The sequence below is a fragment of the Marinobacterium sp. NO-S09 genome (genome assembly GCF_059179545.1).
In genome coordinates, this window is the sequence record NZ_CP168954.1 from 2,785,869 (window position 1) to 2,807,616 (window position 21,748).

19 protein-coding genes are annotated in these 21,748 nt (G+C 54.5%); 8 read left to right on the forward strand and 11 right to left on the reverse strand.

The genetic code is table 11. From position 1 onward, the window contains the following. Positions 1 to 2: 2 nt before the first annotated feature. The 6 genes from odhB to sdhC form a co-directional block, all read right to left on the reverse strand. On the reverse strand, positions 3 to 1,223 hold the full coding sequence (gene odhB / locus O3C79_RS12960; RefSeq protein ID WP_010324263.1) for a 2-oxoglutarate dehydrogenase complex dihydrolipoyllysine-residue succinyltransferase: 1,221 nt from the start codon (positions 1,221 to 1,223) through the stop codon (positions 3 to 5). A gap of 47 nt (positions 1,224 to 1,270) precedes the next feature. Continuing rightward, complete coding sequence (locus O3C79_RS12965; RefSeq protein ID WP_494383425.1) at positions 1,271 to 4,102, reverse strand: 2-oxoglutarate dehydrogenase E1 component; 2,832 nt, start codon at positions 4,100 to 4,102, stop codon at positions 1,271 to 1,273. A 310-nt stretch (positions 4,103 to 4,412) separates the two neighbouring features. Beyond that, positions 4,413 to 5,117, reverse strand: a complete 705-nt coding sequence (locus O3C79_RS12970) for a succinate dehydrogenase iron-sulfur subunit (protein ID WP_494383426.1) — start codon at positions 5,115 to 5,117, stop codon at positions 4,413 to 4,415. Between the two features lie 12 nt (positions 5,118 to 5,129). Next, positions 5,130 to 6,905 carry a succinate dehydrogenase flavoprotein subunit gene (sdhA, locus tag O3C79_RS12975; RefSeq protein ID WP_494383427.1) on the reverse strand — a complete coding sequence of 592 codons (1,776 nt, stop codon included), beginning with the start codon at positions 6,903 to 6,905 and terminating at the stop codon, positions 5,130 to 5,132. 3 nt (positions 6,906 to 6,908) lie between these two features. Further along, on the reverse strand, positions 6,909 to 7,256 hold the full coding sequence (sdhD, locus tag O3C79_RS12980; RefSeq protein ID WP_010324259.1) for a succinate dehydrogenase, hydrophobic membrane anchor protein: 348 nt from the start codon (positions 7,254 to 7,256) through the stop codon (positions 6,909 to 6,911). Then, positions 7,250 to 7,627: a succinate dehydrogenase, cytochrome b556 subunit gene (sdhC, locus tag O3C79_RS12985; RefSeq protein WP_029511226.1), complete on the reverse strand. Its 378-nt coding sequence runs from the start codon at positions 7,625 to 7,627 to the stop codon at positions 7,250 to 7,252. Before sdhC ends, sdhD begins: the two co-directional genes overlap by 7 nt. Before the next feature lie 449 nt (positions 7,628 to 8,076). Between sdhC and gltA the strand changes: the two genes are divergently transcribed. Continuing rightward, entirely contained in the window at positions 8,077 to 9,354 is a 1,278-nt protein-coding gene (gltA, locus tag O3C79_RS12990) for a citrate synthase (protein ID WP_010324257.1), read from the forward strand. A 723-nt stretch (positions 9,355 to 10,077) separates the two neighbouring features. Here the strand turns inward: gltA and O3C79_RS12995 are convergent. From O3C79_RS12995 to trpB, 3 genes are all read right to left on the reverse strand, one after another. After that, positions 10,078 to 11,267, reverse strand: a protein-coding gene (locus O3C79_RS12995; protein ID WP_494382979.1) for an IS3 family transposase whose coding sequence is annotated in 2 segments (ribosomal slippage) — positions 10,078 to 10,887 and positions 10,890 to 11,267 — 1,188 coding nt in all. Because the reading frame shifts where the segments join, the coding sequence is not laid out codon by codon here. 114 nt (positions 11,268 to 11,381) lie between these two features. Further along, positions 11,382 to 12,209: a tryptophan synthase subunit alpha gene (trpA, locus tag O3C79_RS13000; RefSeq protein WP_494383428.1), complete on the reverse strand. Its 828-nt coding sequence runs from the start codon at positions 12,207 to 12,209 to the stop codon at positions 11,382 to 11,384. 3 nt (positions 12,210 to 12,212) lie between these two features. Further along, positions 12,213 to 13,430 (reverse strand): tryptophan synthase subunit beta, encoded by a 1,218-nt coding sequence (gene trpB / locus O3C79_RS13005; protein ID WP_010322807.1) that lies wholly within the window; start codon positions 13,428 to 13,430, stop codon positions 12,213 to 12,215. Positions 13,431 to 13,534: 104 nt separating this feature from the next. Here trpB and O3C79_RS13010 point away from each other — a divergent pair, with 104 nt between their 5' ends. Further along, positions 13,535 to 14,422 (forward strand): LysR family transcriptional regulator, encoded by an 888-nt coding sequence (locus tag O3C79_RS13010; protein ID WP_494383429.1) that lies wholly within the window; start codon positions 13,535 to 13,537, stop codon positions 14,420 to 14,422. Here the strand turns inward: O3C79_RS13010 and O3C79_RS13015 are convergent. Continuing rightward, entirely contained in the window at positions 14,412 to 14,690 is a 279-nt protein-coding gene (locus O3C79_RS13015; protein ID WP_010322805.1) for an acylphosphatase, read from the reverse strand. The two genes, O3C79_RS13010 and O3C79_RS13015, sit on opposite strands and share 11 nt — an antisense overlap. Positions 14,691 to 14,699: 9 nt before the next feature. Continuing rightward, complete coding sequence (locus tag O3C79_RS13020) at positions 14,700 to 15,926, reverse strand: YihY family inner membrane protein (RefSeq protein ID WP_494383430.1); 1,227 nt, start codon at positions 15,924 to 15,926, stop codon at positions 14,700 to 14,702. 81 nt (positions 15,927 to 16,007) lie between these two features. Here O3C79_RS13020 and arsC point away from each other — a divergent pair, with 81 nt between their 5' ends. The 6 genes from arsC to O3C79_RS13050 all read left to right on the forward strand — a co-directional run bounded on the left by arsC (position 16,008) and on the right by O3C79_RS13050 (position 21,720). Continuing rightward, positions 16,008 to 16,358, forward strand: a complete 351-nt coding sequence (gene arsC, locus O3C79_RS13025) for an arsenate reductase (glutaredoxin) (RefSeq protein WP_494383431.1) — start codon at positions 16,008 to 16,010, stop codon at positions 16,356 to 16,358. Continuing rightward, the gene (wrbA, locus tag O3C79_RS13030) at positions 16,355 to 16,963 is read left to right on the forward strand and encodes an NAD(P)H:quinone oxidoreductase (RefSeq protein ID WP_494383432.1); all 609 of its coding nucleotides are present in this window, start codon (positions 16,355 to 16,357) and stop codon (positions 16,961 to 16,963) included. The genes arsC and wrbA overlap by 4 nt, the downstream gene beginning before the upstream one ends. Further along, a complete protein-coding gene (locus O3C79_RS13035; protein WP_494383433.1) occupies positions 16,960 to 17,349 on the forward strand; it encodes a DUF2069 domain-containing protein in 390 nt (129 codons plus the stop codon). The genes wrbA and O3C79_RS13035 overlap by 4 nt, the downstream gene beginning before the upstream one ends. Then, complete coding sequence (locus tag O3C79_RS13040) at positions 17,346 to 19,031, forward strand: SufS family cysteine desulfurase (RefSeq protein WP_494383434.1); 1,686 nt, start codon at positions 17,346 to 17,348, stop codon at positions 19,029 to 19,031. Before O3C79_RS13035 ends, O3C79_RS13040 begins: the two co-directional genes overlap by 4 nt. Positions 19,032 to 19,064: 33 nt before the next feature. Then, entirely contained in the window at positions 19,065 to 19,979 is a 915-nt protein-coding gene (locus O3C79_RS13045; RefSeq protein WP_076463835.1) for a LysR family transcriptional regulator, read from the forward strand. A 127-nt stretch (positions 19,980 to 20,106) separates the two neighbouring features. After that, complete coding sequence (locus O3C79_RS13050) at positions 20,107 to 21,720, forward strand: sensor domain-containing diguanylate cyclase (protein ID WP_494383435.1); 1,614 nt, start codon at positions 20,107 to 20,109, stop codon at positions 21,718 to 21,720. The last annotated feature ends 28 nt before the right edge of the window (positions 21,721 to 21,748 follow it).

Sequence of the window (21,748 nt, forward strand, 5' to 3'; positions counted from 1 at the left end):
GATTAAACATCCAGCAGCATACGGGCCGGATCTTCCAGCAGATCCTTGATGGTAACGAGGAATTGTACCGCCTCTTTACCGTCAATCATACGGTGGTCGTATGACAGCGCCAGGTACATCATCGGCAGGATTTCAACCTGACCGTTCACCGCCATCGGACGCTCCTGGATCTTGTGCATGCCCAGGATTGCAGTCTGCGGCGGGTTCAGGATCGGAGTAGACATCAGGGAACCGAACACACCACCGTTGGTGATAGTGAACGTACCACCCTGCATGTCGTCCATACCCAGCTTGCCTTCACGGCCACGCTTACCGAAGTCAGCGATGGTACCTTCAACCTCAGCCAGGCTCATGGAATCGGTGTCACGCAGAACCGGTACCATCAGACCACGGTCGGTAGAAACGGCAACACCGATATCCTGGTAACCGTGGTAGACCATGTCGTTACCGTCGATAGACGCGTTGACAGCCGGGAAGCGTTTCAGAGCTTCAGTAGCAGCCTTAACGAAGAAGGACATGAAGCCCAGGCGAGTGCCGCCGTGAACCTTCTCGAACAGGTCCTTGTACTGCTTGCGCAGTTCCATCACCGGCTTCATGTTGACTTCATTGTAAGTCGTCAGCATGGCAGCATTCTGCTGTGCTTCTACCAGACGCTTGGCGATGGTGGCACGCAGACGGGTCATCGGAACACGCTTCTCTGTGCGCTCGCCAACCGGAACATTCAGAGCCGGAGCGGCAGCAGCAGGAGCCGCGGCAGCCGGTGCTGCAGCAGGCTTGTTCTTAAGGAAGTTCTGTACGTCTTCCTTGGTGATACCACCGTTCTTGCCGGTACCCTTGATCTGAGACGCATCCAGACCGTTCTCATCGATCAGCTTGCGTGCAGCCGGACCGATCTTGTCAGCATCGGTGGTCACTTCTGCAGCCGGTGCAGCCGCAGTCTCGGTTGCCGGAGCAGAAGCAGCCGGCGGCGGAGCTTCAGCGGCAGCACCCGCTTCAAAGGTTGCGATCACTTCTTCACTCAGAACAGTGTCGCCTTCGCCTTTAACGATTTCCTTGAGTACACCATCAGCCGGTGCAACGACTTCCAGCACAACCTTGTCAGTTTCGATATCAACGATCAGCTCATCAGCTGAGCAAGCCTCGCCGGGCTGTTTGTGCCAGGTGGCAACAGTTCCGTCTGCAACGGACTCAGGGAAAGTTGGCGCTTTGATTTCAGTGGACATGCTTTTTCCTTTAATAATCCTGATCAGGCTATTTCATCGAGCCTGTGTTAACCGTTGATGGCTTCGTTGACCAGCTTCTCTTGCTGCTCAAGGTGTACAGAGATATAACCTACAGCCGGTGCAGCCGCATGCGGACGACCAACGCCTTCGAGGTACAGCTTGGCATCATGCTGCTGCAAAACATTGCGCATGTGATGCTGGCTGCAATACCAGGCGCCCTGGTTCATCGGCTCTTCCTGACACCAGACAACGGACTCAAGGTTAGTATATTCAGCGATCGCCTGCTTGAGCGGCTCTTCCGGGAAGGGATACAACTGCTCAATACGGATGATGGCAACATCATCTTTTTCCAGTTCTGCACGACGGTTGTACAGGTCGTAGTAAACCTTGCCGCTACACATAACCAGACGCTTGACCTTCTTCGGGTCCAGCGTATCCACTTCAGACAGTACCGGCTCGAAGGTGCCTTCAGACAGGTCTTCCAGGGAACAAACGGCCTGTTTGTGGCGCAGCAGCGACTTGGGCGACATGATAATCAGCGGCTTACGCAGCGGGCGCACAACCTGACGACGCAGCAGGTGGAAAATCTGTGCCGGTGAAGACGGTACACATACCTGGATGTTGTGTTCTGCAGACAACTGCAGGAAGCGCTCCAGACGTGCAGAGGAATGCTCAGGGCCCTGACCTTCAAAACCGTGCGGCAGCAACATGGTCAGGCCGCAGAGACGGCCCCACTTGTGCTCACCGGAGGTAATGAACTGGTCGATTACAACCTGGGCACCGTTGGCGAAATCACCAAACTGCGCTTCCCAGATCACCAACGCATTCGGCGTGGTGGTGGCGTAGCCGTATTCGAATGCCAGAACCGCTTCTTCAGACAAAAAAGAGTCATAAATATCAAAATCCGGCTGACCTTCAGCCAGATTCTGCAGCGGTACATAGTTGGTGGCATCTTTCTGGTTATGCACAACAGCATGACGGTGCGAGAAAGTACCACGTCCGACATCCTGACCGGTCAGGCGGATCGGGTAACCTTCGGCCAACAGGGTTGCGTACGCCATGGTTTCGGCGAAGCCCCAGTTGATCTCCATGGCACCGGCCGCCATTTTTTTGCGATCTTCGTAGATCTTCTGAACCTGGCGCTGGATATTGAACCCTTCCGGGAATTCGCAGGTCTTGTTCGCCAGTTCTTTCAGCAACTTCGGATCAACACTGGTGTCACATTCGAAAGACCACTTGTGGCCCAGGTAAGGACGCCAGTCAACAAACAGCTCTTCGTTGGGCTGCATGACCAGAGATTTGGCTACGTGCTCACCGTTTTCCAGTGCCTGACGGTATTCCTGATCCAGTGACTTCGCTTCTTCAGCGGAAAGAACACCTTCTTCAACCAGACGTGCAGCGTACAGTTCCTTGGTGGTTTTCTGCACCTTGATCTGCTTGTACATCAGCGGCTGGGTACCGGACGGCTCGTCGGCTTCGTTATGGCCGCGACGACGGTAACAGACCAGATCGATCACAACGTCTTTGTTGAATTCGTTGCGGTAGTCCAGTGCCAGCTGAGTGACAAAGCGAACCGCTTCAGGATCGTCACCGTTAACGTGGAAGATCGGCGCCTGCACCATCTTCGCAACATCAGTACAGTACTCGGTGGAGCGCGCATCTTCCTTCTTGGAAGTGGTGAAGCCCACCTGGTTGTTGATGACGATATGGATGGTGCCGCCCGTCTTGTACGCACGGGTCTGGGACATCTGGTAGGTTTCCATCACCACGCCCTGACCTGCTACCGCAGCATCACCGTGGATGGAAACCGGAATCACGCTGTTGCCGACGGCATCATCACGACGGTCCTGACGGGCACGCACTGAGCCTTCGACTACCGGGGAAACGATCTCAAGGTGAGACGGGTTGAACGCCATTGCCAGGTGAACTTCACCACCGGCAGTCATGACGTTGGAAGAGAAGCCCTGGTGGTATTTAACGTCACCAGAAGTATCCAGCGTCTTCTTGCCTTCAAACTCTCCGAACAGTTCCTGCGGATTCTTGCCGAAGATGTTAACCAGTACGTTCAGGCGGCCACGGTGGGCCATACCGATAACCAGCTCCTTGGCGCCATCACGACCGGCACGCTGAACCAGCTCATCAAGACAGGGAATGAGGCTCTCACCACCTTCCAGGCCAAAACGTTTGGCACCTGCGTAACGTGAGCCCAGGTATTTTTCCAGGCCCTCCGCAGCGGACAGGCGCTCCAGAATATGCTTGCGCTCGTCATTGGTCAGTACGGGATGGCTGCGTACAGGCTCCATACGGGACTGAATCCAGCGCTTTTCCTGAGTGTCGACGATGTGCATGTACTCAACGCCGACGGTAGTGCAATAGGTTTTCTTGAGGTCCGCCAGGATCTCCTTGAGAGAACTTTCTTCGGGACCGAAAAACAGTGAGCCCAGCTGAAAACGGGTGTCAAAATCGGCCTCGGACAGCTCGTGGAAACGCGGATCCAGGTCAGGTACCTGCTCACGCTCCAACAGGTTCAGCGGATCAATATCCGCATGCTGATGACCACGCACACGGAATGCATTGATCATGCGCAGTACGCGCACCTGCTTTTTTTCATGTTCGGAGCTGACACTCCCGCCGGAAACCGGCGTGGCGCGCTTCTGATTCTTGGAGAGGAGGAGGAAGTGTTCCCGTACCGTGGAATGCGGCACATCCTGGGAAATGCTGTCACCCACTTTGGGAAGTTTATCGAACTCTTCGCGCCACTCTTGTGGAACGGCGTTCGGGTCCATCAGGTAAGTTTCGTATAGTTGTTCAACATATGAAAGATTGCCACCGTAGAGGTGGGCATTCTTCCACATCTGCTCCATTATGCCATCTTGCATTATCATCTCACCCTGGCTCTGAGAGGGCGCTGCATCGGTCAGGCTGCACTATTTCCTGAGCCGGCAGTCCTGGGCCCCTCTGCTGATTACCGTTTTGTATATTGTCGACGGTCGCGACGGATCACGTGCGACCGTGGGCACAATTCTACGCTTTTTGTGTCAGCCTTTACACTGCTAGCGGGGGTCGATTCTACAAAATATTACCATTCTGACGACATAGGCCTTTTGGCTAGTAAAAATACTCCAGCCAACCGATAGACAAAAAAAAACGGCACCCTTGCGGATGCCGTTTTAATTGATTCAAAAACGATCAGGTCGCTTGCTGAATCAGCATATTACGGATCTTGCCGATCGCCTTGGTCGGATTCAAACCCTTCGGACATACGTTCACGCAGTTCATGATGCCGTGGCAACGGAACACGCTGAACGGATCATCCAGCTCAGCCAGACGCTCGTTCGTCGCGGTATCGCGGCTATCCGCCAGGAAGCGGTAAGCCTGCAACAGACCAGACGGACCAACGAACTTGTCCGGATTCCACCAGAAGGACGGACAAGCAGTGGAACAGCATGCACAGAGAATACACTCGTACAGACCATCCAGCTCGGCACGCTCTTCCGGAGACTGCAGTCGTTCGATTGCAGGCGCCGGCGTATCGTTGATCAGGAACGGCTTGATCTTCTCGTACTGCTTGTAGAACTGAGTCATGTCGATGACCAGATCACGGATAACCGGCAGACCCGGCAGCGGACGCAGTACCAGCTTGTCATTTTCGACGACTTCAGACAGCGGCGTGATACACGCCAGACCGTTCTTGCCGTTCATGTTCATGCCATCAGAGCCACAAACACCTTCACGACAGGAACGACGGTACGCCAGAGTCGTATCTTTGTCTTTCAACAGCTGGAGCAGGTCCAGCACCATGATGTCCTTGCCACCCGGGATGTCGATATGAACATCCTGCATGTACGGCGCATCATCAATCTCAGGATTGTAACGATATACACTTACCAGCATCGCACCAGCCCCTTAATAAGTTCGTACTTTCGGCGGGAACGCATCCATTGTCTTCGGCGCGAAGTTTACATCACGCTTGCCAATGGCCTTGGTCTGCGGGAAGAACACAGAATGGCACAGCCAGTTCTCGTCATCACGCTCGGTAAAGTCGTTACGCGCATGCGCGCCACGAGATTCCTTGCGTACTTCCGCAGCGATAGCGGTTGCTTCTGCAACTTCCATCAGGTTTTCAAGCTCCAGGGCTTCAATACGTGAAGTATTGAATGCCTGGCTCTTGTCTTCCAAGTGTACGTTCTCAACACGCTGGCGGATCTCTTTCAGCAGACCCAGACCTTTCTGCATGCTTTCGCCGTCACGGAACACGCCGAAGTACAGCTGCATGGTGTCCTGCAGTTCTTTACGAACTTCAGCAATCTTCTCACCACCGGTGCTGTTGTTCAGACGGTTCAGACGAGACATGGCCGCTTCGATATCAGCATCAGTTGCGTCAGCCACCTGGTAGCCTTCACGCATCTGCTGCTCGATGTGCAGACCCGCCGCACGACCGAATACAACCAGGTCAAGCAGAGAGTTACCACCCAGACGGTTCGCACCGTGGACGGATACACATGCCACTTCACCACAGGCGAACAGACCGTCGATAATCTTGTCTTCGCCAGTTTCCGGATCCGGAGAGATCGCCTGACCACCGATGTTAGTGGCAACACCACCCATCATATAGTGACAGGTCGGCACAACCGGGATCGGCTCTTTAACAGGATCGGATGCCGCAAACGTCTTGGACAGTTCACAGATACCCGGCAGGCGAGAATGAAGAACCTCTTCACCCAGGTGATCCAGCTTCAGGAATACATGATCGCCGTTTTCACCACAGCCACGACCTTCGAGAATCTCGAGGATCATGGAACGGGCAACAACGTCACGACCTGCAAGGTCTTTGGCGTTCGGCGCGTAACGCTCCATGAAGCGCTCGCCGTCCTTATTGATCAGGTAGCCACCCTCACCACGGCAACCTTCGGTTACCAGTACGCCAGCACCTGCGATGCCGGTCGGGTGGAACTGCCACATTTCCATATCCTGAGCGGCAACACCTGCACGCATGGCCATACCCATACCGTCACCGGTATTGATCAGGGCGTTTGTGGTCGAAGAGTAGATACGACCTGCACCGCCGGTAGCCAGAACAGTTGCCTTGGACTTGATGTATACAGTCTCGCCGGTTTCGATGCAGATAGCGATACAGCCTACAACCGCACCATCAGCATTTTTAACCAGGTCAACGGCATACCATTCGTTCAGGAAGGTAGTACCGGCCTTCATATTAGCCTGATACAGGGTGTGCAGCAGCGCGTGACCAGTACGGTCAGCAGCAGCACAGGTACGGGCAGCCTGACCACCCTCACCGAAGTTCTTGGACTGACCACCGAACGGACGCTGGTAGATACGACCAACTTCAGTACGGGAGAACGGCAGACCCATGTGATCCAGCTCGAATACAGCCTGCGGACCTACAGAGCACATGTACTCGATTGCGTCCTGGTCACCGATATAGTCTGACCCCTTGACGGTGTCATACATATGCCAGCGCCAGTCATCGTTCGGATCAGCACTCGCGATCGCACAGGTAATACCACCCTGAGCCGATACAGTGTGAGAACGAGTCGGGAACACTTTAGTGACACAAGCGGTATTGAGGCCGGACTGAGCCAGCTGCAGGGCGGCGCGCATACCTGCACCACCGCCACCGACAACGATTGCGTCGAAAGTCAGAGTACGCAGTTTAGACATGTTTTAGATACCCCACAGAATCTGGATGCCCCACACGACGTAGATAAACGCCAGCAGGCCGCATACGGACTGGAACACAAAGCGAGCGCCGGTCTGCTTGATGTAGTCGGTAGAAACAGACCACATGCCGATCCAGGCATGAGCGACCAGAGACAGGATCGCCAGCAGGGTGTAGATGCGCATACCAGTGCCGCTGAACAGATCCTTCCACTGTTCATAGGACAGGTCAGGATTGAACAGCAGGTAGCCGATCATGAAAATAGTATAAGTCGCCAGAACCAGCGCAGTAACGCGCTGCATCATCCAGTCATAAAGACCGCTGCGACCAAAGCTCGTAATACTGGTTACCATACCCAGACTCCTGCCAACAAAATGGAAACACCTGCAATAATAAGAGTCACCTTGGCTGCCATACGGCCGCTTTCGATCTCTTCACAGTGTCCCATATCCATAACCAGGTGTTTGATACCTGCAAAGAAATGGTACAGCAGAGCTGAAACCAGTCCCCATGCGATAAGTTTTGCCAGGAATGATTCCTGGAGCATCTCAGCAGCTTCATTGAAGCCGGCCTGAGACTCCAGCGACAAACTCAATGCATACATCATGAAGATAGCGCCAAAGAATAGCACTACACCGGTTGCACGATGCAGGATTGAAGTAATCGCCGGAAGTGGCTGTTTTATGGTTCGAAGATCTAAATTTACAGGTCTTTTCTTGTTCACGGCTCTAGTTCACACTTTTTTCTGCCCAATTGCAGGACAAGAGGACAAGGTTGCTAGGAAGTGCTCAGAGAGTAGTACCTCGAGATGCCAGAACTGACACTAAACCAGTGGGCACGGTGCCAACTCAGGAGCGAGAGTATAGACAGATCACCTAGGGAATACAACGCAGAACCCCCTTCTTAAGGCTTAAGTCTAGTGTCTGATCCAAGCCGTTAAACTAGACGTAACTATCTATTTGTACTTATCTATTCGACCAATTAATTATTTAACTATTGTCGCTTTTCGCAACTGTCTTATTATCTTTTTGCATTGCAACATCTTATGCCTAAGGCTTAATTGACAATCCCGTTTCAAACTCTATAGTGGTCGAGTCCTATTTCGGGCCATTTTCCTATGACGCGGCGCATACGCTGGCCGCAGCAATACAAACAGAATGATAGGAGCCTCTAATGGCTGACAAGAAAGCACGTTTGACAGTCGATGGTCTGGACGAAGCGATCGAACTGCCGGTTTATTCCGGCACTGAAGGTCCCGACGTCATTGATGTACGTCCGCTGACTGGCAAAGGCCTTTTCACCTACGATCCCGGCTTCGTATCCACAGCAGCCTGTGAATCCAAAATCACCTATATTGATGGTGCCAATGGCATTCTGCTGCATGGCGGCTACCCGATTGAACAGCTGGCTGAAAAGTCCGACTATCTTGAAGTCTGCTACCTGTTGCTGAATGGCGAACTGCCCAACGCAGAAGAAAAAGCCAAGTTCGTTAACACCATCTCCAACCATACCATGGTGCACGAGCAGCTGAGCCAGTTCTTCAAAGGCTTCCGCCGCGACGCTCACCCGATGGCCATCATGTGTGGCGTTGTTGGCGCACTGTCCGCCTTCTATCACGATTCCCTGGATATCAACGATCCTCATCATCGTGAAGTATGCGCCTACCGCCTGATCGCCAAGATGCCGACTCTGGCTGCCATGTGCTACAAGTACTCCATCGGCCAGCCGTTCATGTACCCGCAGAACAATCTGAGCTATGGCGCAAACTTCCTGCGCATGATGTTCGGCACTCCGTGCTCTGAATATGAAGTCAATCCGGTGCTGGCCCGCGCCATGGATCGCATCTTCATCCTGCACGCCGACCATGAGCAGAACGCCTCTACCTCTACCGTACGTCTGGCCGGCTCTTCCGGTGCCAACCCGTTCGCCTGTATCGCAGCCGGCATTGCCGCCCTGTGGGGACCGGCACACGGCGGCGCCAACGAAGCCGTACTGAACATGCTGGATGAGATCGGTGACGAAGCCAACATCCCCGAGTTCATCGAGAAGGCCAAGGATCCGAACGATCCGTTCCGCCTGATGGGCTTTGGCCACCGCGTATACCGCAACTTCGATCCGCGCGCCAAGGTCATGAAGAAGACCTGCGACGAAGTCCTGGCCCTGCTGGGTATTGAAAACGATCCGCAGCTCAAGATTGCCAAGCGCCTGGAACAGATCGCCCTGGAAGACGAATATTTCGTGGCTCGCAAGCTGTACCCGAATGTCGACTTCTATTCCGGCATCATCCTGAAAGCGATCGGCATCCCGACCAACATGTTCACTGTGATCTTCGCCCTGTCTCGTACAATCGGCTGGATCTCTCACTGGAACGAATTCCATTCCAGCCCGAACAAGATCGGTCGTCCGCGCCAGCTCTACACCGGCGCCACACAGCGCGATTATCCGGCCTGATAATACGCCAGACACTAAAAACCCCGCATTGCGGGGTTTTTTTATATCCGGAAAAATAGGAAAAAGACCTAATGCCATCTGCGTCTGGATCCGCTAAATTTCAAGGCACAGGGAACAGTAGCCAAATTTCTATGCAGTGAAAGGAATCCAGCCATGTCACACGCCTGCCCATCTTGTAACAAACTGCTCAGCAGCGGACGCATTCAGCCACCGCATCACCTTATCAGCCGCATCACCAACAGCGAGCTATTCAAGTGCGATGAATGCCAGGCGTACCTGTTACGTGAAAACGGCGACTGGGAGATGCTTGAACCCACAGGCACAACACACCACAGCGAACAACGCAAAGAAAACAGATTGCTCGCACAACTGTCATAATTAATTCATCTGCGACACTCGCATTCACGGCAGCACTTCTCCTATTATGTATATACATAGTATAGCAATAATAAGAGAATATATGTCTGAATGTACGCATTGCACCCAGATCATGGGCTCATCAAAAGCGCCACACAAACACCTCGTCAAACTGCGTGAGCATCACACCCATCCGGTTTACCGCTGCTCAAAGTGCGGCAGCGAACTGGTTCTTTTGTTTGACTGTTGGGAACCCTGCTTCCAGGGATGGCTTCCGGCCGCAACAGGCTAGGCGACACCTCTATCAAGATTAAAGCCCCTGCCGCCAGGCGCAAGATGTCTAGTCCTGATATAAGTTGACACCTTTTACAGCACCCGATGTACCTCATCGGGCGTTTTGTATTTCAAGGAATAATGAGGTCGTTGCCCGTTGTAGAGCATGATGGCTTCTTTCACCATCCTCTTCGCTTCTTCCAGGTTTTTTGGCCTCTGAGTCAGATACTCCTGCTTCAATATCCCATTCACTCTCTCAGCCAAGGCGTTTTGATAGCAGTCATAACCATCTGTCATCGAGCAGGTCACACCGTGCAGCTCATGGATACGCTGGTATTCCGCCGAACAGTACTGGGCGCCCCTATCAGAGTGGTGAATCAGGTTTGATTGCCGCTGACGTTTTTTCAAAGCTTCCTTGAAGGCCTTCGATACAGTGCTGGTTTTCATATCCAGCCCCAGTGAATACCCAACGATTTTCCTCGAACACGCATCCGTGACTAATGACAGATAGGTATCGGCTTCCTGTGTGGGCAAATAGGTAATGTCGGCCACCCAAACCTGCTCAGGCCTCTGAGCAATAACACCTTCCTTCAATAGATTGGGGTGCTTGCGAAAGCGATGATGACTGAGTGTGGTCTTGTGATAGGCCTGTTTAGGCTGAACCAGCAGGCGATGTTGCCTTAACAGAGCAAAGAGCTTATCCCTTCCAACCTGTATAAACTGGCGGTTCAGCAAGTGATGCAGCTTGCGAGTCCCCATTTTCGGGTGTCTGAGACGGATTCTCTGCACGAAGTCGAGAAGCGTGCTCTCAATCCGGGACCGGTGATGATCTCGCTGTAACTGCTGGTACCAGGCTTGTCTACTGATGTGCAGGTATCCGCACACCTGAGTAACGGTCAGCTTCAAGTCTTTTTCTTCAATGAGTCGAGCTGAGACTTTTTTATCTCAACACCGTAGTCCTCTTTCATCAAACGTACGACACCCTCGAAAAAGCTGGCTCTCAGCTGGGTCTCCGCCAGCTGCTTTTCCAACTCCTTGATGCGTTGTTCAGGTGTTTGCTCGGAGGGTTGCTTAGACATGGGAACGCTCACGCTTGTTGATCCTGATGACCAATCTAGTCGTCCATGCTTACGAAGCCAAACCAAAACAGTGGAGCGGCCCTGGATGCCGTAACGCTGCTGTGCTTGCTTGTATGTCATTTCGCCTTTTTCTACTTGATCGACAACAGCTAATTTAAAGGCAAGGGAATAATCACGTTGGGTGCGTTTAGTGGTCGTAGTCATCACATTTCTCCGTTAGAGGGTAGAAATGTGTCAACCTTATTCAGGACGGGACACTAAAAACAAAAAGGCCCCCTGATACACAACCAGGGGGCCTTGATGAACGAACTTTCGAGTTTACTTGCGCGCGGTACGAACAGCCGCCGCCAGTTCACGGGTCAAGGACAGTACGCCCTGGGTACCTTCTTCCGGTGTGCTGGCCTTGTTGATGCAATCGATCAATGCTGAACCAACCACAACACCGTCAGCGAACTGACCAATACGGGCAGCCTGCTCCGGGGTACGGATACCAAAGCCGACTCCGATCGGAATGTCCGTGTTGGCACGGATCGCTTCCACTTCCTGCTGCACTTTTTCTGGCGTAGGTGCGGCAGAGCCGGTAACACCGGTACTGGATACGTAGTAAAGGAAGCCCGAAGTATTGTTCAAAACGCCCGGTAGACGCTTAGCATCAGTAGTTGGTGTGGCCAAGCGAATGAAGTGGACACCTGCTTCGCGAGCCGGCATACAGAGTTCATCATCATGCTCCGGCGGCAGATCCACAACGATCAGGCCATCAACACCCTCTTCCGCCGCTTCTTCCAGAAAGCGCTTCACACCGTAGCGGTAAATCGGATTGTAGTACCCCATCAGCACCAGCGGGGTGTCCTGATCCTGTTCACGCAGAATGCGCACCATCTGCAGCGTTTTCAGCATATCCTGACCGGATGCCAGCGCACGCTGGTTGGCCAGCTGGATCGCAGGACCATCTGCCATGGGGTCGGTGAATGGCATGCCCAGTTCGATCACATCGGCTCCCGCTTCCGGCAGGCCCAGCAGCGTATCCAGGCTGTTGGCGTAATCCGGATCACCAGCGGTGATAAAGGTAATCAGTGCCGGGCGGTTCTCCTGTTTCAGCGCAGCAAAGCGGCGCTCCATACGGCTTGCTTGTTTTGTATCGGTCATGGATTACTGCTCCGCCAGTTCATCAGCCAGATGTTCGGTTACGGTGGTCATATCCTTGTCGCCACGGCCACTGAGGTTCATCACGATGATATGATCCTTGGGCAAGGTCGGCGCCAGCTTGAGGATATGTGCCAGAGCATGAGAAGACTCCAGCGCCGGAATAATGCCTTCGTATTTACACAGCGCCTTAAAGCCTTCCAGCGCTTCCTGGTCGGTGATCGAGACATATTCAACACGTTCAATCTCGTGCAACCAGGCGTGCTCAGGACCAATGCCCGGATAGTCCAGGCCTGCCGAAATGGAATGTGCATCCTGAATCTGGCCATCTTCGGACTGCAGCAGGAAGGTACGGTTACCGTGCAATACACCCGGCTCACCGCCTTTCAAACTGGCTGCATGACGCTTATCAAGACCCTCACCACCGGCTTCAACACCGATCATGTGTACAGACTTGTCATCCAGGAAAGGATGGAACAGACCCATGGCATTGGAACCGCCACCGATGCACGCTACCAGCGTATCCGGCAGACGGCCTTCTTTTTCCATGATCTGACGACGGGTTTCTTCACCAATCACCGCCTGGAAGTCACGTACCAGTGCCGGATAAGGGTGCGGGCCTGCTACGGTACCGATGATGTAGAAAGTGTCATGAACGTTGGTCACCCAATCGCGCAGCGCTTCGTTCATGGCATCCTTGAGGGTACCAGTACCACTGGTGACCGGAATCACTTCCGCACCCAGTAGCTTCATACGCTGTACGTTGGGTTGCTGACGATGAATATCGGTGCTGCCCATGTAGATCACGCATTCAAGACCAAAACGTGCTGCCACGGTGGCAGTCGCGACGCCGTGCATACCGGCACCAGTCTCGGCGATGATGCGTTTTTTGCCCATACGTTTGGCCAGCAGAATCTGACCCAGGCAGTTATTGATCTTGTGCGCGCCCGTGTGGTTCAGGTCTTCACGCTTGAGGTAGATCTTGGCGCCACCCAGTGCTTCTGTAAGACGCTCCGCCAGGTACAGCGGCGTTTCACGGCCCACGAAATCCTTGCGCAGCACTTCCAGCGCGGCATGAAACTCAGGATCGTTCTTGGCTTTTTCGTACTCTTCCTGCAGATCCAGAATCAGCGGCATCAAGGTTTCCGCTACAAAGCGGCCACCAAAACGGCCGAAAAAGCCGCTTTCATCCGGTCCCTGTCGCAAAGTGTTTTCAGTGCTCATGGCAACGACTCCATTAATCTTTAATCTGGAACCAAGTCTAGTGGATGCAGAGCTGGGTTTAAATCGATAAAATCACACCAACCTGTGAGAAAAAGTAACAGCTTATGCCTACATCCAATTCAAACGCATTGCCTTCTTTGACAGCCTTGCGCGCCTTTGATTCCTGCGCCCGCAGCCTTAGCATGACGGCTGCGGCAGAGTCCCTGCATGTCACTCATGGTGCCATCAGCCGGCAGATTCGGCTGTTGGAAGAACAGTTGGATACGCGTCTGTTTGAGCGCAAAGGACGTGGCCTCAGTCTCACAGACGCCGGCTTGCGACTGGCACGCACAACCCGTGAGGTGTTTGATCAGCTGGAACAGACCTGTGACCAAATACGCCGCGATGCCAAGGGAGCCCCCTTCGTCCTGGCCTGTTCCGGGAGTTTTCTGGCGCGCTGGTTTATTCCCCGGCTGGACCAGCTGCAACAGGAATGTCCCGAACTGGAGTTACATCTCACCGCCACCGATGAGTCTGACAGCATGCGCGCAGGTATTGATGCCGCTTTGCGCTTCGCCACTCCGCCTTGGCCCAGAGAGCAAAAGGTAATTGACCTTGCGCCCGAACGCATTGGCCCTGTTCTCAAACCTCAACTGCTGCCGGAAACCTCCCCTACGCCCGACTGGTTGCTAAGCCAGTCGCTGCTGGAAACCCTGTCTCGTCGCCAGGCCTGGCCCGAGTGGTGCGAGGCACATCAACTGGACCACAGCCGGCTCAGGATGCGGCAGTCATTTGAGCATCTCAATTATATGCTGGAAGGTGCGCTGGCCGGATTGGGGGTCGCCATTGCACCTGAATATCTGGTTGAGGAAGATATACGCAGTGGGCGCCTTGTAGCACCCTGGGGGTTTGTTGAAACAGAGGCCCGACTGGGGCTGTGGTTGCCGGGCACAGAAATTTCTCCCCGTGCCCGGCAGTTGGCTGACTGGCTGAAAATGGCGCTCAGTCAATAATCTCGAAGCTGGTGAATACTTCTTCGAGCGGGCGGTCTTCTGACACAACCTCAGCCACGGTGGCCAACTCAGGCCCCTGGCTGAGCCAGGCTTCCACATGCCGTACAGCCTTTTCTTCACCGCACAGCAAGGCTTCTACTCGCCCATCTTCCAGGTTACGCACCCAGCCAGTTAATCCACTGGCCTGTGCCTGTTCACGGGTGAAGTGACGAAACCAGACGCCCTGTACTCGGCCGCTTACCAGAGCATGTACGCAGATCTGTGCCATTATGTGTCCTCACTCCTTTGTCGTCTTGGGAGATTGATACAACGCCTGCAGCGTGACGTCCAGTACTTCACCACGCTGACGTTTCAGCTGTTCCAGGCGCTCATACAGAGACTGCTGCCAGTGCTCTTCCTGCTCCGGCTGTGGATCAGGCAACGGCCAGGGCAGCGCCTGCTGCAGATCGTGCAATGTGTAACGGTTAAGATCCCGACAGAGCAGGTACTGTCCACCTTCTGTTCGTCGCACCAACCCAATTTCCTGCAGCAGCTGCACATAATCGTCCCAACGCCCCTGGTCCAAACCTGGAATTTCTTTAAGCAGCACATGATCCGGTATGGATTCACCTTGTTCCTGTGCCTGCCAAAGGCGATGCAACACGGCTAGCAAGGTATACAGATGAGGTTCATTGGTACGGTACTTGTTCAATCGTGAAACGGTCAGCAGACGTGTCAGTTCTGCACCGAACAAAATAATGCCCCAGCTGATGTAGATCCAAAGCAGGAAAATGGGGACAGCCGCGAACGCACCGTAGATCAGCTGGTACGAGGGTGACAACGTCACGAATTGCACAAATCCGCGCTTGGCCAATTCAAACATCACCGCGGCAAACAACCCGCCAATTGCCGCACTTTTCAGAGGCACACGGCAATTGGGCACAGCGGCATATAGCAGCATAAACGCCAATGCTGAAAACAGCGGCGGCAGCAACGACAGCAGCCGTGCCTTGCCCACCACTTCCGTGGCGCTGGTAAAAAACGACAGACTGGCAATATAGGAGGTCAGAAGCAGCCCCAGACCTATCAAAATCGGCCCCAGGCTGAGTACGGCCCAGTAGAGCAGGAAGCTGGAAATCCCTTTGCGAGGCTCGGCTACGCGCCAGATACGGTTAAACGCCGCCTCAATATTCTTCATCATCATGATGGATGTGACGGCCAGAAATACGATACCCACCACCGTCAGGCTTTGCGCCTGGGCGGCAAAGGTGCCCAGATACTCCTGTACCACGGCACCGGTGGCCGGCACAAAGTTCTCGAAAATCCAGCCCTGCAACTGTTCTCCTACGCCCTTGAAGTTGGGGACGGCGGCCAACATCGAGTATGACACCGTCATCAGCGGTACCACGGCAAACAGGGTGGTGTAGGTAAGTGCAGCCGCATTGAGTATCCCCTGGTTGGCCTGAAACTGCCTTACCAGGGAGCGAACAAATACCAAAGCGGTCGACAGGGATCCTTTCTGCATGCGAACTCTCTTAACGAATCATGGTTCCGCCCTATACAATAGGGCCCTCATCTATTGAATGAAAGTCTGTTTGGAGTCCTCATGTCGATCACCATCTATCACAACCCGCGTTGTTCCAAATCCCGTGAAACCCTGAAGTTGCTGCAGGAAAAGGGAATTGAGCCTAACGTACGCGAATACCTGAAGGATGTTCCCAGCGCTGAGGAGCTGCAAACCGTACTCAATGCCCTCGGCATCAGTGCCCGTGAATTGCTGCGCACCAAAGAAGCGGAGTACAAGGAAGCCGGTTTGAACGACACCAGCCTGGATGATGATGCCATCATCGATGCCATGACCCGCTTCCCCAAGCTGATCGAACGCCCCATCGTGATCAACGGTGACAAGGCTCGCATCGGTCGCCCGCCGGAGTCCGTGCTGGAGATCCTCGCGTGAGCCAGCCCTATGTACTGGTGCTTTACTACAGCCGCAACGGTGCCACACGGGCACTGGCGCGGCAAATTGCACGCGGCGTTGAAGAAGCCGGACTTGAAGCCCGCCTGAGGACGGTTCCGGCCGTTTCGGCAAACAGCGAGGCGACTGAACCGGCTGTACCTGAGTCTGGTGCTGTCTATTGCACTGAAGCTGATCTGGCCAACTGCGCGGGTCTAGCCTTGGGCAGCCCCACCCGCTTTGGCAACATGGCCGCTCCCATGAAGTACTTTATCGACAGCACCAGCAGCCTCTGGCTGTCCGGAGCCCTGATCGACAAACCGGCATCGGTGTTCAGCTCCAGCGCCAGCCTCCACGGCGGCCAGGAGACAACCTTGATGAGCATGATGCTGCCGCTTCTGCACCATGGCATGGTCCTGGCGGGATTACCTTACAGTGCTGACGAATTGCTCGATACCCAGACCGGTGGTACGCCCTATGGTGTCACTCATGTCAGTGGTCGTGCCGAGAACCATACACTGGATGCCAATGAAACCGCATTGGCACAGCAACAAGGCCGCCGACTTGGACAGCTGGCCAAAGCGTTGTTGCACAAGGAGGCTTCATGAGCGCCAAACTGGAAACAAAAACCCGTATCAGCCGCGCCCTGGTGCTGGCCAGCTACTTTGGCCTGCTGCTGTTGTTTACCCTCTGGTATCTTTGGCTGGCACCAGCCAGCAGCGACCACCCCTGGGTGGTATGGCTGGTACATTTCCTGCCTCTGGCAGCCTTCGCGCCGGTCGTGGTGAAAGGTGCTCCTCGCGGCCACGCCTGGCTTTGTTTTGTACTGCTGCTCTACTTTCTCGAAGCCGTGATTGCCGCACTGGTGCCGACGACGCGCTGGCTGGGGCTTATTGATTGCGCCCTGCTGGTCACGCTGTTTACCTCTGCCATGCTGTTTGCCCGCTGGCGCAGTCAGCTGACCCGAGCACAGCAGGTTGAGGCCCAGTCTTGAAGCCACACCGCACCTCAGGCGTCAGCAGTAAAAACGCCGAAGACAACGGCGCCCGCTGGCGGCGTGATTTTCCGCTGCTGTCCACTCGTTCACACGGACAGCCACTGGTATACCTGGACAACGCTGCCACGACGCAAAAACCACGTCAGGTAATCGATGCCATCAGCCGCTATTACAAAACCGGCAATGCCAACGTCCATCGCGGCAGCCATGACCTATCCAATCGCGCCACCACCGCTTTTGAACAGGCGCGCACAACAGTCGCCAGCTGGCTGGGCATTAACGACCCGGCCACACTGATCTGGACACGCGGCACCACTGAAGCGATCAACCTGGTTGCCCAGAGCTGGGGCAACACCCACATCAAGCCTGGTGATCGCATTCTGCTGCTGCAGAGCGCCCATCACGCCAACATTGTGCCCTGGCAATTACTGGCCCAGCGCACCGGTGCCGTGATTGATGTGATTCCCTTGCAGGATGACAACAATGTCGACCTGGATGCCTACCGACGCTTGCTGCAACGCACGCCCAAACTGGTCGCGCTAACACATGTATCCAATGTGCTGGGTACTCGCTACCCCATTGAGCAGATGTGTCGTGATGCCAAGTCGGCAGGTGCCTGTGTGCTTGTCGATGGTGCCCAGGCCCTGCCTCATTTCGACGTGGATTTGAGCCTGATTGGCTGCGACTTTTATGCGTTCTCCGGCCACAAGCTGTTTGGACCAACGGGTATCGGCGGGCTCTGGGGGCGACAGGCACTGCTGGACAGCATGCCCCCCTGGCAAGGTGGCGGTGAAATGATCGAGCAGGTCAGCTTTACTGAAACCCGTTACGCAGGGTTACCATTCAAATTTGAAGCCGGCACGCCAAACATTGCCGGAACAATGGGTCTGTCCGCGGCTATCAACTACCTGCAAAAAGACCGTACCGGACAAGAAGCCCAGGAGCAGATGCTGATGCATCATGCCTTGTCAGCCTGCAGTCAGGTGCCCGGCTTCCAGGCTCTGCCCGGTGGCGATCAACCTGTTGCTCTTTTCTCCTTCCTCCTCAAGGGGTTCCATCAGCAGGACATTGCCCACTGGCTGGATCAGAAGGGAATTGCCGTCAGAGCCGGCCATCATTGCGCCATGCCGTTGATGCAGTCCCTGGGTCTGCCCGGAACAGTGCGAGCATCGTTCGCTTTCTACAATACGCTCGATGAAGCAGAACACCTCGCTCTTGCGCTGGACGAATTGATCAGCAGTCAACAGAGTCAAATCGATGTTCCAACTGTAACCGCCCCTACACTTAATACCGATCCCGTGTATGATGCCAATCACTGGGATGAACGCTACCGCGCCCTCATGCAGCTGGCCGAACAGGTTGAACGTCTGCCGGCATCATTGCAGCAACCCGAACACCAGGTGCCCGGTTGCGAGTCGCGCGTGTGGCTCATCACCGCCCTGGATGACCAAGGGCGTCTGGCCTGTCGTGCCGACGCCGATGCCCGAATTCTGCGAGCGCTCGTCACCTTGCTATTACAACGTATAAACGGTCTGACCCCGGCAGAAGCCACCGAGGTTGACCTTGAGGCTATGCTGGCGTCACTGGATCTGCAGCGCCACCTGAGCCCAAGCCGCGGAAATGGACTGCTGGCGATTGTGCGCCATCTCAAGACCTTCGCCCGGTCACCTCATTCGTAACGTCGGCCCTGCAAGCCGTCTTTGGAGCTTTCAATGAACTTGAACGACCTCAACCTGTTCATTCGTGTGGTTGAAACCGGCAGTTTTACTGCTGCCGCCGATAGCCTGGATGTGCAGAAATCCACTATCAGCCGCCGCATCGCCCAGCTGGAGGACACCCTGGGCATTCGTCTGATTCAGCGCACCACACGCAAACTCAAGCTGACACCGGAAGGCGAAGAACTGTTTTCTCGCGCCCAACCACTAGTGGACGACCTGGCAGCAGTGCAAGACGATATAAGCGCCTCCAAAACCGAACTGCGCGGCCGTCTGCGACTCACCATGCCTACCGAGATTGGCGTGTTCATGATGAATGAGGTGATCTCCAGCTTTATGCAGGCCTATCCTCGCATTGAAGTGGATGTAGAACTCAGCACCCGAACCGTTGACCTGATCGAGGAGGGTGTCGACCTGACGCTTCGGTTGGGCCCACTGCCCAACTCCAGCCTGATTGCGCGTCATGTGGGTGGCCTCAGACGCGGACTCTTCGCCACCCCTGAGTATATTGAACAACACGGCACGCCCAACTCACCGGCAGATCTGGCGCAGCATGCCTGCATCACACTGCAGCGTCCCTTCGATCACCTGCGTTTTATCAACTGGAACAACCAGGAACCGGTCACCATGGGCGGTCGCCTGCGCACCAACAGTCTCAGCTTTGTAAGAGAGATGATTCTGCAACACATGGGTATTGGTCGTCTGCCGGATGTGTTCTGTAATGAACTGGTTGAAAGCGGGCGGGTTGTGCGAGTACTGGATGACTTTAAACTGGAGGCGCTGGAGATCAACGCACTCTACGCCAGCCGCCGCAACCTGAACCCTCGTGTCGGTGCGTTTCTTGACCATATGACAGACCGCCTGAATGATCACCCCTGGGTACAAAACAAGCTAGTCCACCTGACACCCTGAGCCTCACTGGGCCATACTGCTTGTGAATGACCCTTCCAGCACTGAATAAAAAGTAGACAAGCCGCTTGGATTGGTTAATAATCCACCTGAATGACAAATGCGACATTAGGGTATTTTATTAGTAGCAATGAGTCTAAAATCCAAGTTGTTAGCCAGTCTATTATTGCTGTTGGCCGTGCTGGGCTCCGGTATCGCCATTATTCAGCAAACGGTCGTCATCCCCAAGGTCGAATCATTCGAAATTGACGCCCTGCGCGAAGACCTGGAGCGTATCAAGGATGGCCTGGACCGTGAGTTGACCCATATGCACCGAATGGCGACTGACTGGGCGCAGTGGGATGACACCTATGACTTTGTCGTGTCACGTACGCCCGAGTATGTCGAGTCTGCTCTTGGTGGAGATGCCATGGAGCAGCTTTCAATGGATATGCTGCTGATCACCCAAGACGAAAAACTGGTGACTTACCAGTCCACTCAGGTTCTTTCCAGCTTGCGTGAGCCTCTCGTCTCCACTCTGCTTAGAGGCCCTGAATCTCGCTTGCTGAATGAAGGTGGCCAAGGTCTGGTCGCCACACCTGCAGGCGTTATGCTGGTAGCTGCAAACCCCATACTGACCACCGAAGGTGAAGGCCCGTCGCGGGGAACCTTGTATTTCGGTCAAATGATCGACGCCGATCTGACCAAACAGCTGCGCCCCCCGCAGATACGATCAATATTATTGCGCTTGGACCCAAACCCTCCTCGCCCTGACGAGATCAAGCTACTGCCAGGTTCGGACAGCGTCAGCAAAACCTGGGTACGACTGATTAACGATCCCGGTCGCTCTCTTCAAATCGAGCTGCAACAGGCCCGCCCGTTTCTCGACAGCATGCGCGCCTATACCTATTACATCATGGGGACCATCTTTGTATTGGGCATCCTTGGCAGTGTGGTCACCTACATTCTGCTCAAACACTACCTGTTGTCACCCATAGAGCGGCTGCAACACAACATGCAGAACTTCTCGGTATCTCACTCTCTGGCGGACATACCCACTACCAAGAGTTCGGATGAAATTGGCCAGCTCACACGCAGCTTCAAAGAGATGGCAACACGTATCAGCGACAACCACACCAGCATGCTGCACAGACAAGAGAAACTGAAGGAACAGAGCCTGACCGACCCGTTAACGCGACTGGGAAATCGGCGCTATCTGGAATCCAGGTTGAAGCAACCGGAATTTGCCAAAAAGCATGCCTACATAGCCACGTTCAGCACTGACCTTGACCACTTCAAGCAGGTCAATGACCGCTATGGGCATGATAACGGTGATACAGTGCTGCGTGAATTTGCCGAAGTCTTGCAAGGCTGCTGCCGAGACGATGATTGCGTGGCGCGCGTGGGCGGCGAAGAGTTCACGGCCGTTTGTGGCATCAGCTCGATTCGGGATGCCAGTGAAATTGCTGAACGTATACGTGCACGCACCGAGCAAAAAGGTTTTGTGGAAGGCAAGATCAACCTGACCTGTTCGGTCGGTTTTATTGTGATTCCCGGCTACGAGCTGGATACTGACATGGAAACCTGGAGCCGCGTGATGAAGGTAGCCGATTTGGCCTTATACGAGGCTAAAGAATCAGGCAGGAATCGATGGGTGGGTTGGCGCAACCCGCTGCATGCCGAGAAGACAATTGAAGCCCTTCCCGCTTCTGCAGAGGAGTTGCGCCAGGCTGTCCGGGCAGAAGCACTGGTTTCCATCAACTGACACAAGCCGGGCAGTAATTTCCGCCCGG

Bases quoted from the DNA above. Each gene is read 5' to 3' on its own strand.
- odhB (WP_010324263.1), bottom strand. From the start codon at position 1,223: ATGTCCACTGAAATCAAAGCGCCAACTTTCCCTGAGTCCGTTGCAGAC.
- O3C79_RS12965 (WP_494383425.1), bottom strand. From the start codon at position 4,102: ATGCAAGATGGCATAATGGAGCAGATGTGGAAGAATGCCCACCTCTAC.
- O3C79_RS12970 (WP_494383426.1), bottom strand. From the start codon at position 5,117: ATGCTGGTAAGTGTATATCGTTACAATCCTGAGATTGATGATGCGCCG.
- sdhA (WP_494383427.1), bottom strand. From the start codon at position 6,905: ATGTCTAAACTGCGTACTCTGACTTTCGACGCAATCGTTGTCGGTGGC.
- sdhD (WP_010324259.1), bottom strand. From the start codon at position 7,256: ATGGTAACCAGTATTACGAGCTTTGGTCGCAGCGGTCTTTATGACTGG.
- gltA (WP_010324257.1), top strand. From the start codon at position 8,077: ATGGCTGACAAGAAAGCACGTTTGACAGTCGATGGTCTGGACGAAGCG.
- trpA (WP_494383428.1), bottom strand. From the start codon at position 12,209: ATGACCGATACAAAACAAGCAAGCCGTATGGAGCGCCGCTTTGCTGCG.
- trpB (WP_010322807.1), bottom strand. From the start codon at position 13,430: ATGAGCACTGAAAACACTTTGCGACAGGGACCGGATGAAAGCGGCTTT.
- O3C79_RS13010 (WP_494383429.1), top strand. From the start codon at position 13,535: ATGCCTACATCCAATTCAAACGCATTGCCTTCTTTGACAGCCTTGCGC.
- O3C79_RS13015 (WP_010322805.1), bottom strand. From the start codon at position 14,690: ATGGCACAGATCTGCGTACATGCTCTGGTAAGCGGCCGAGTACAGGGC.
- O3C79_RS13020 (WP_494383430.1), bottom strand. From the start codon at position 15,926: ATGCAGAAAGGATCCCTGTCGACCGCTTTGGTATTTGTTCGCTCCCTG.
- arsC (WP_494383431.1), top strand. From the start codon at position 16,008: ATGTCGATCACCATCTATCACAACCCGCGTTGTTCCAAATCCCGTGAA.
- O3C79_RS13035 (WP_494383433.1), top strand. From the start codon at position 16,960: ATGAGCGCCAAACTGGAAACAAAAACCCGTATCAGCCGCGCCCTGGTG.
- O3C79_RS13045 (WP_076463835.1), top strand. From the start codon at position 19,065: ATGAACTTGAACGACCTCAACCTGTTCATTCGTGTGGTTGAAACCGGC.
- O3C79_RS13050 (WP_494383435.1), top strand. From the start codon at position 20,107: ATGAGTCTAAAATCCAAGTTGTTAGCCAGTCTATTATTGCTGTTGGCC.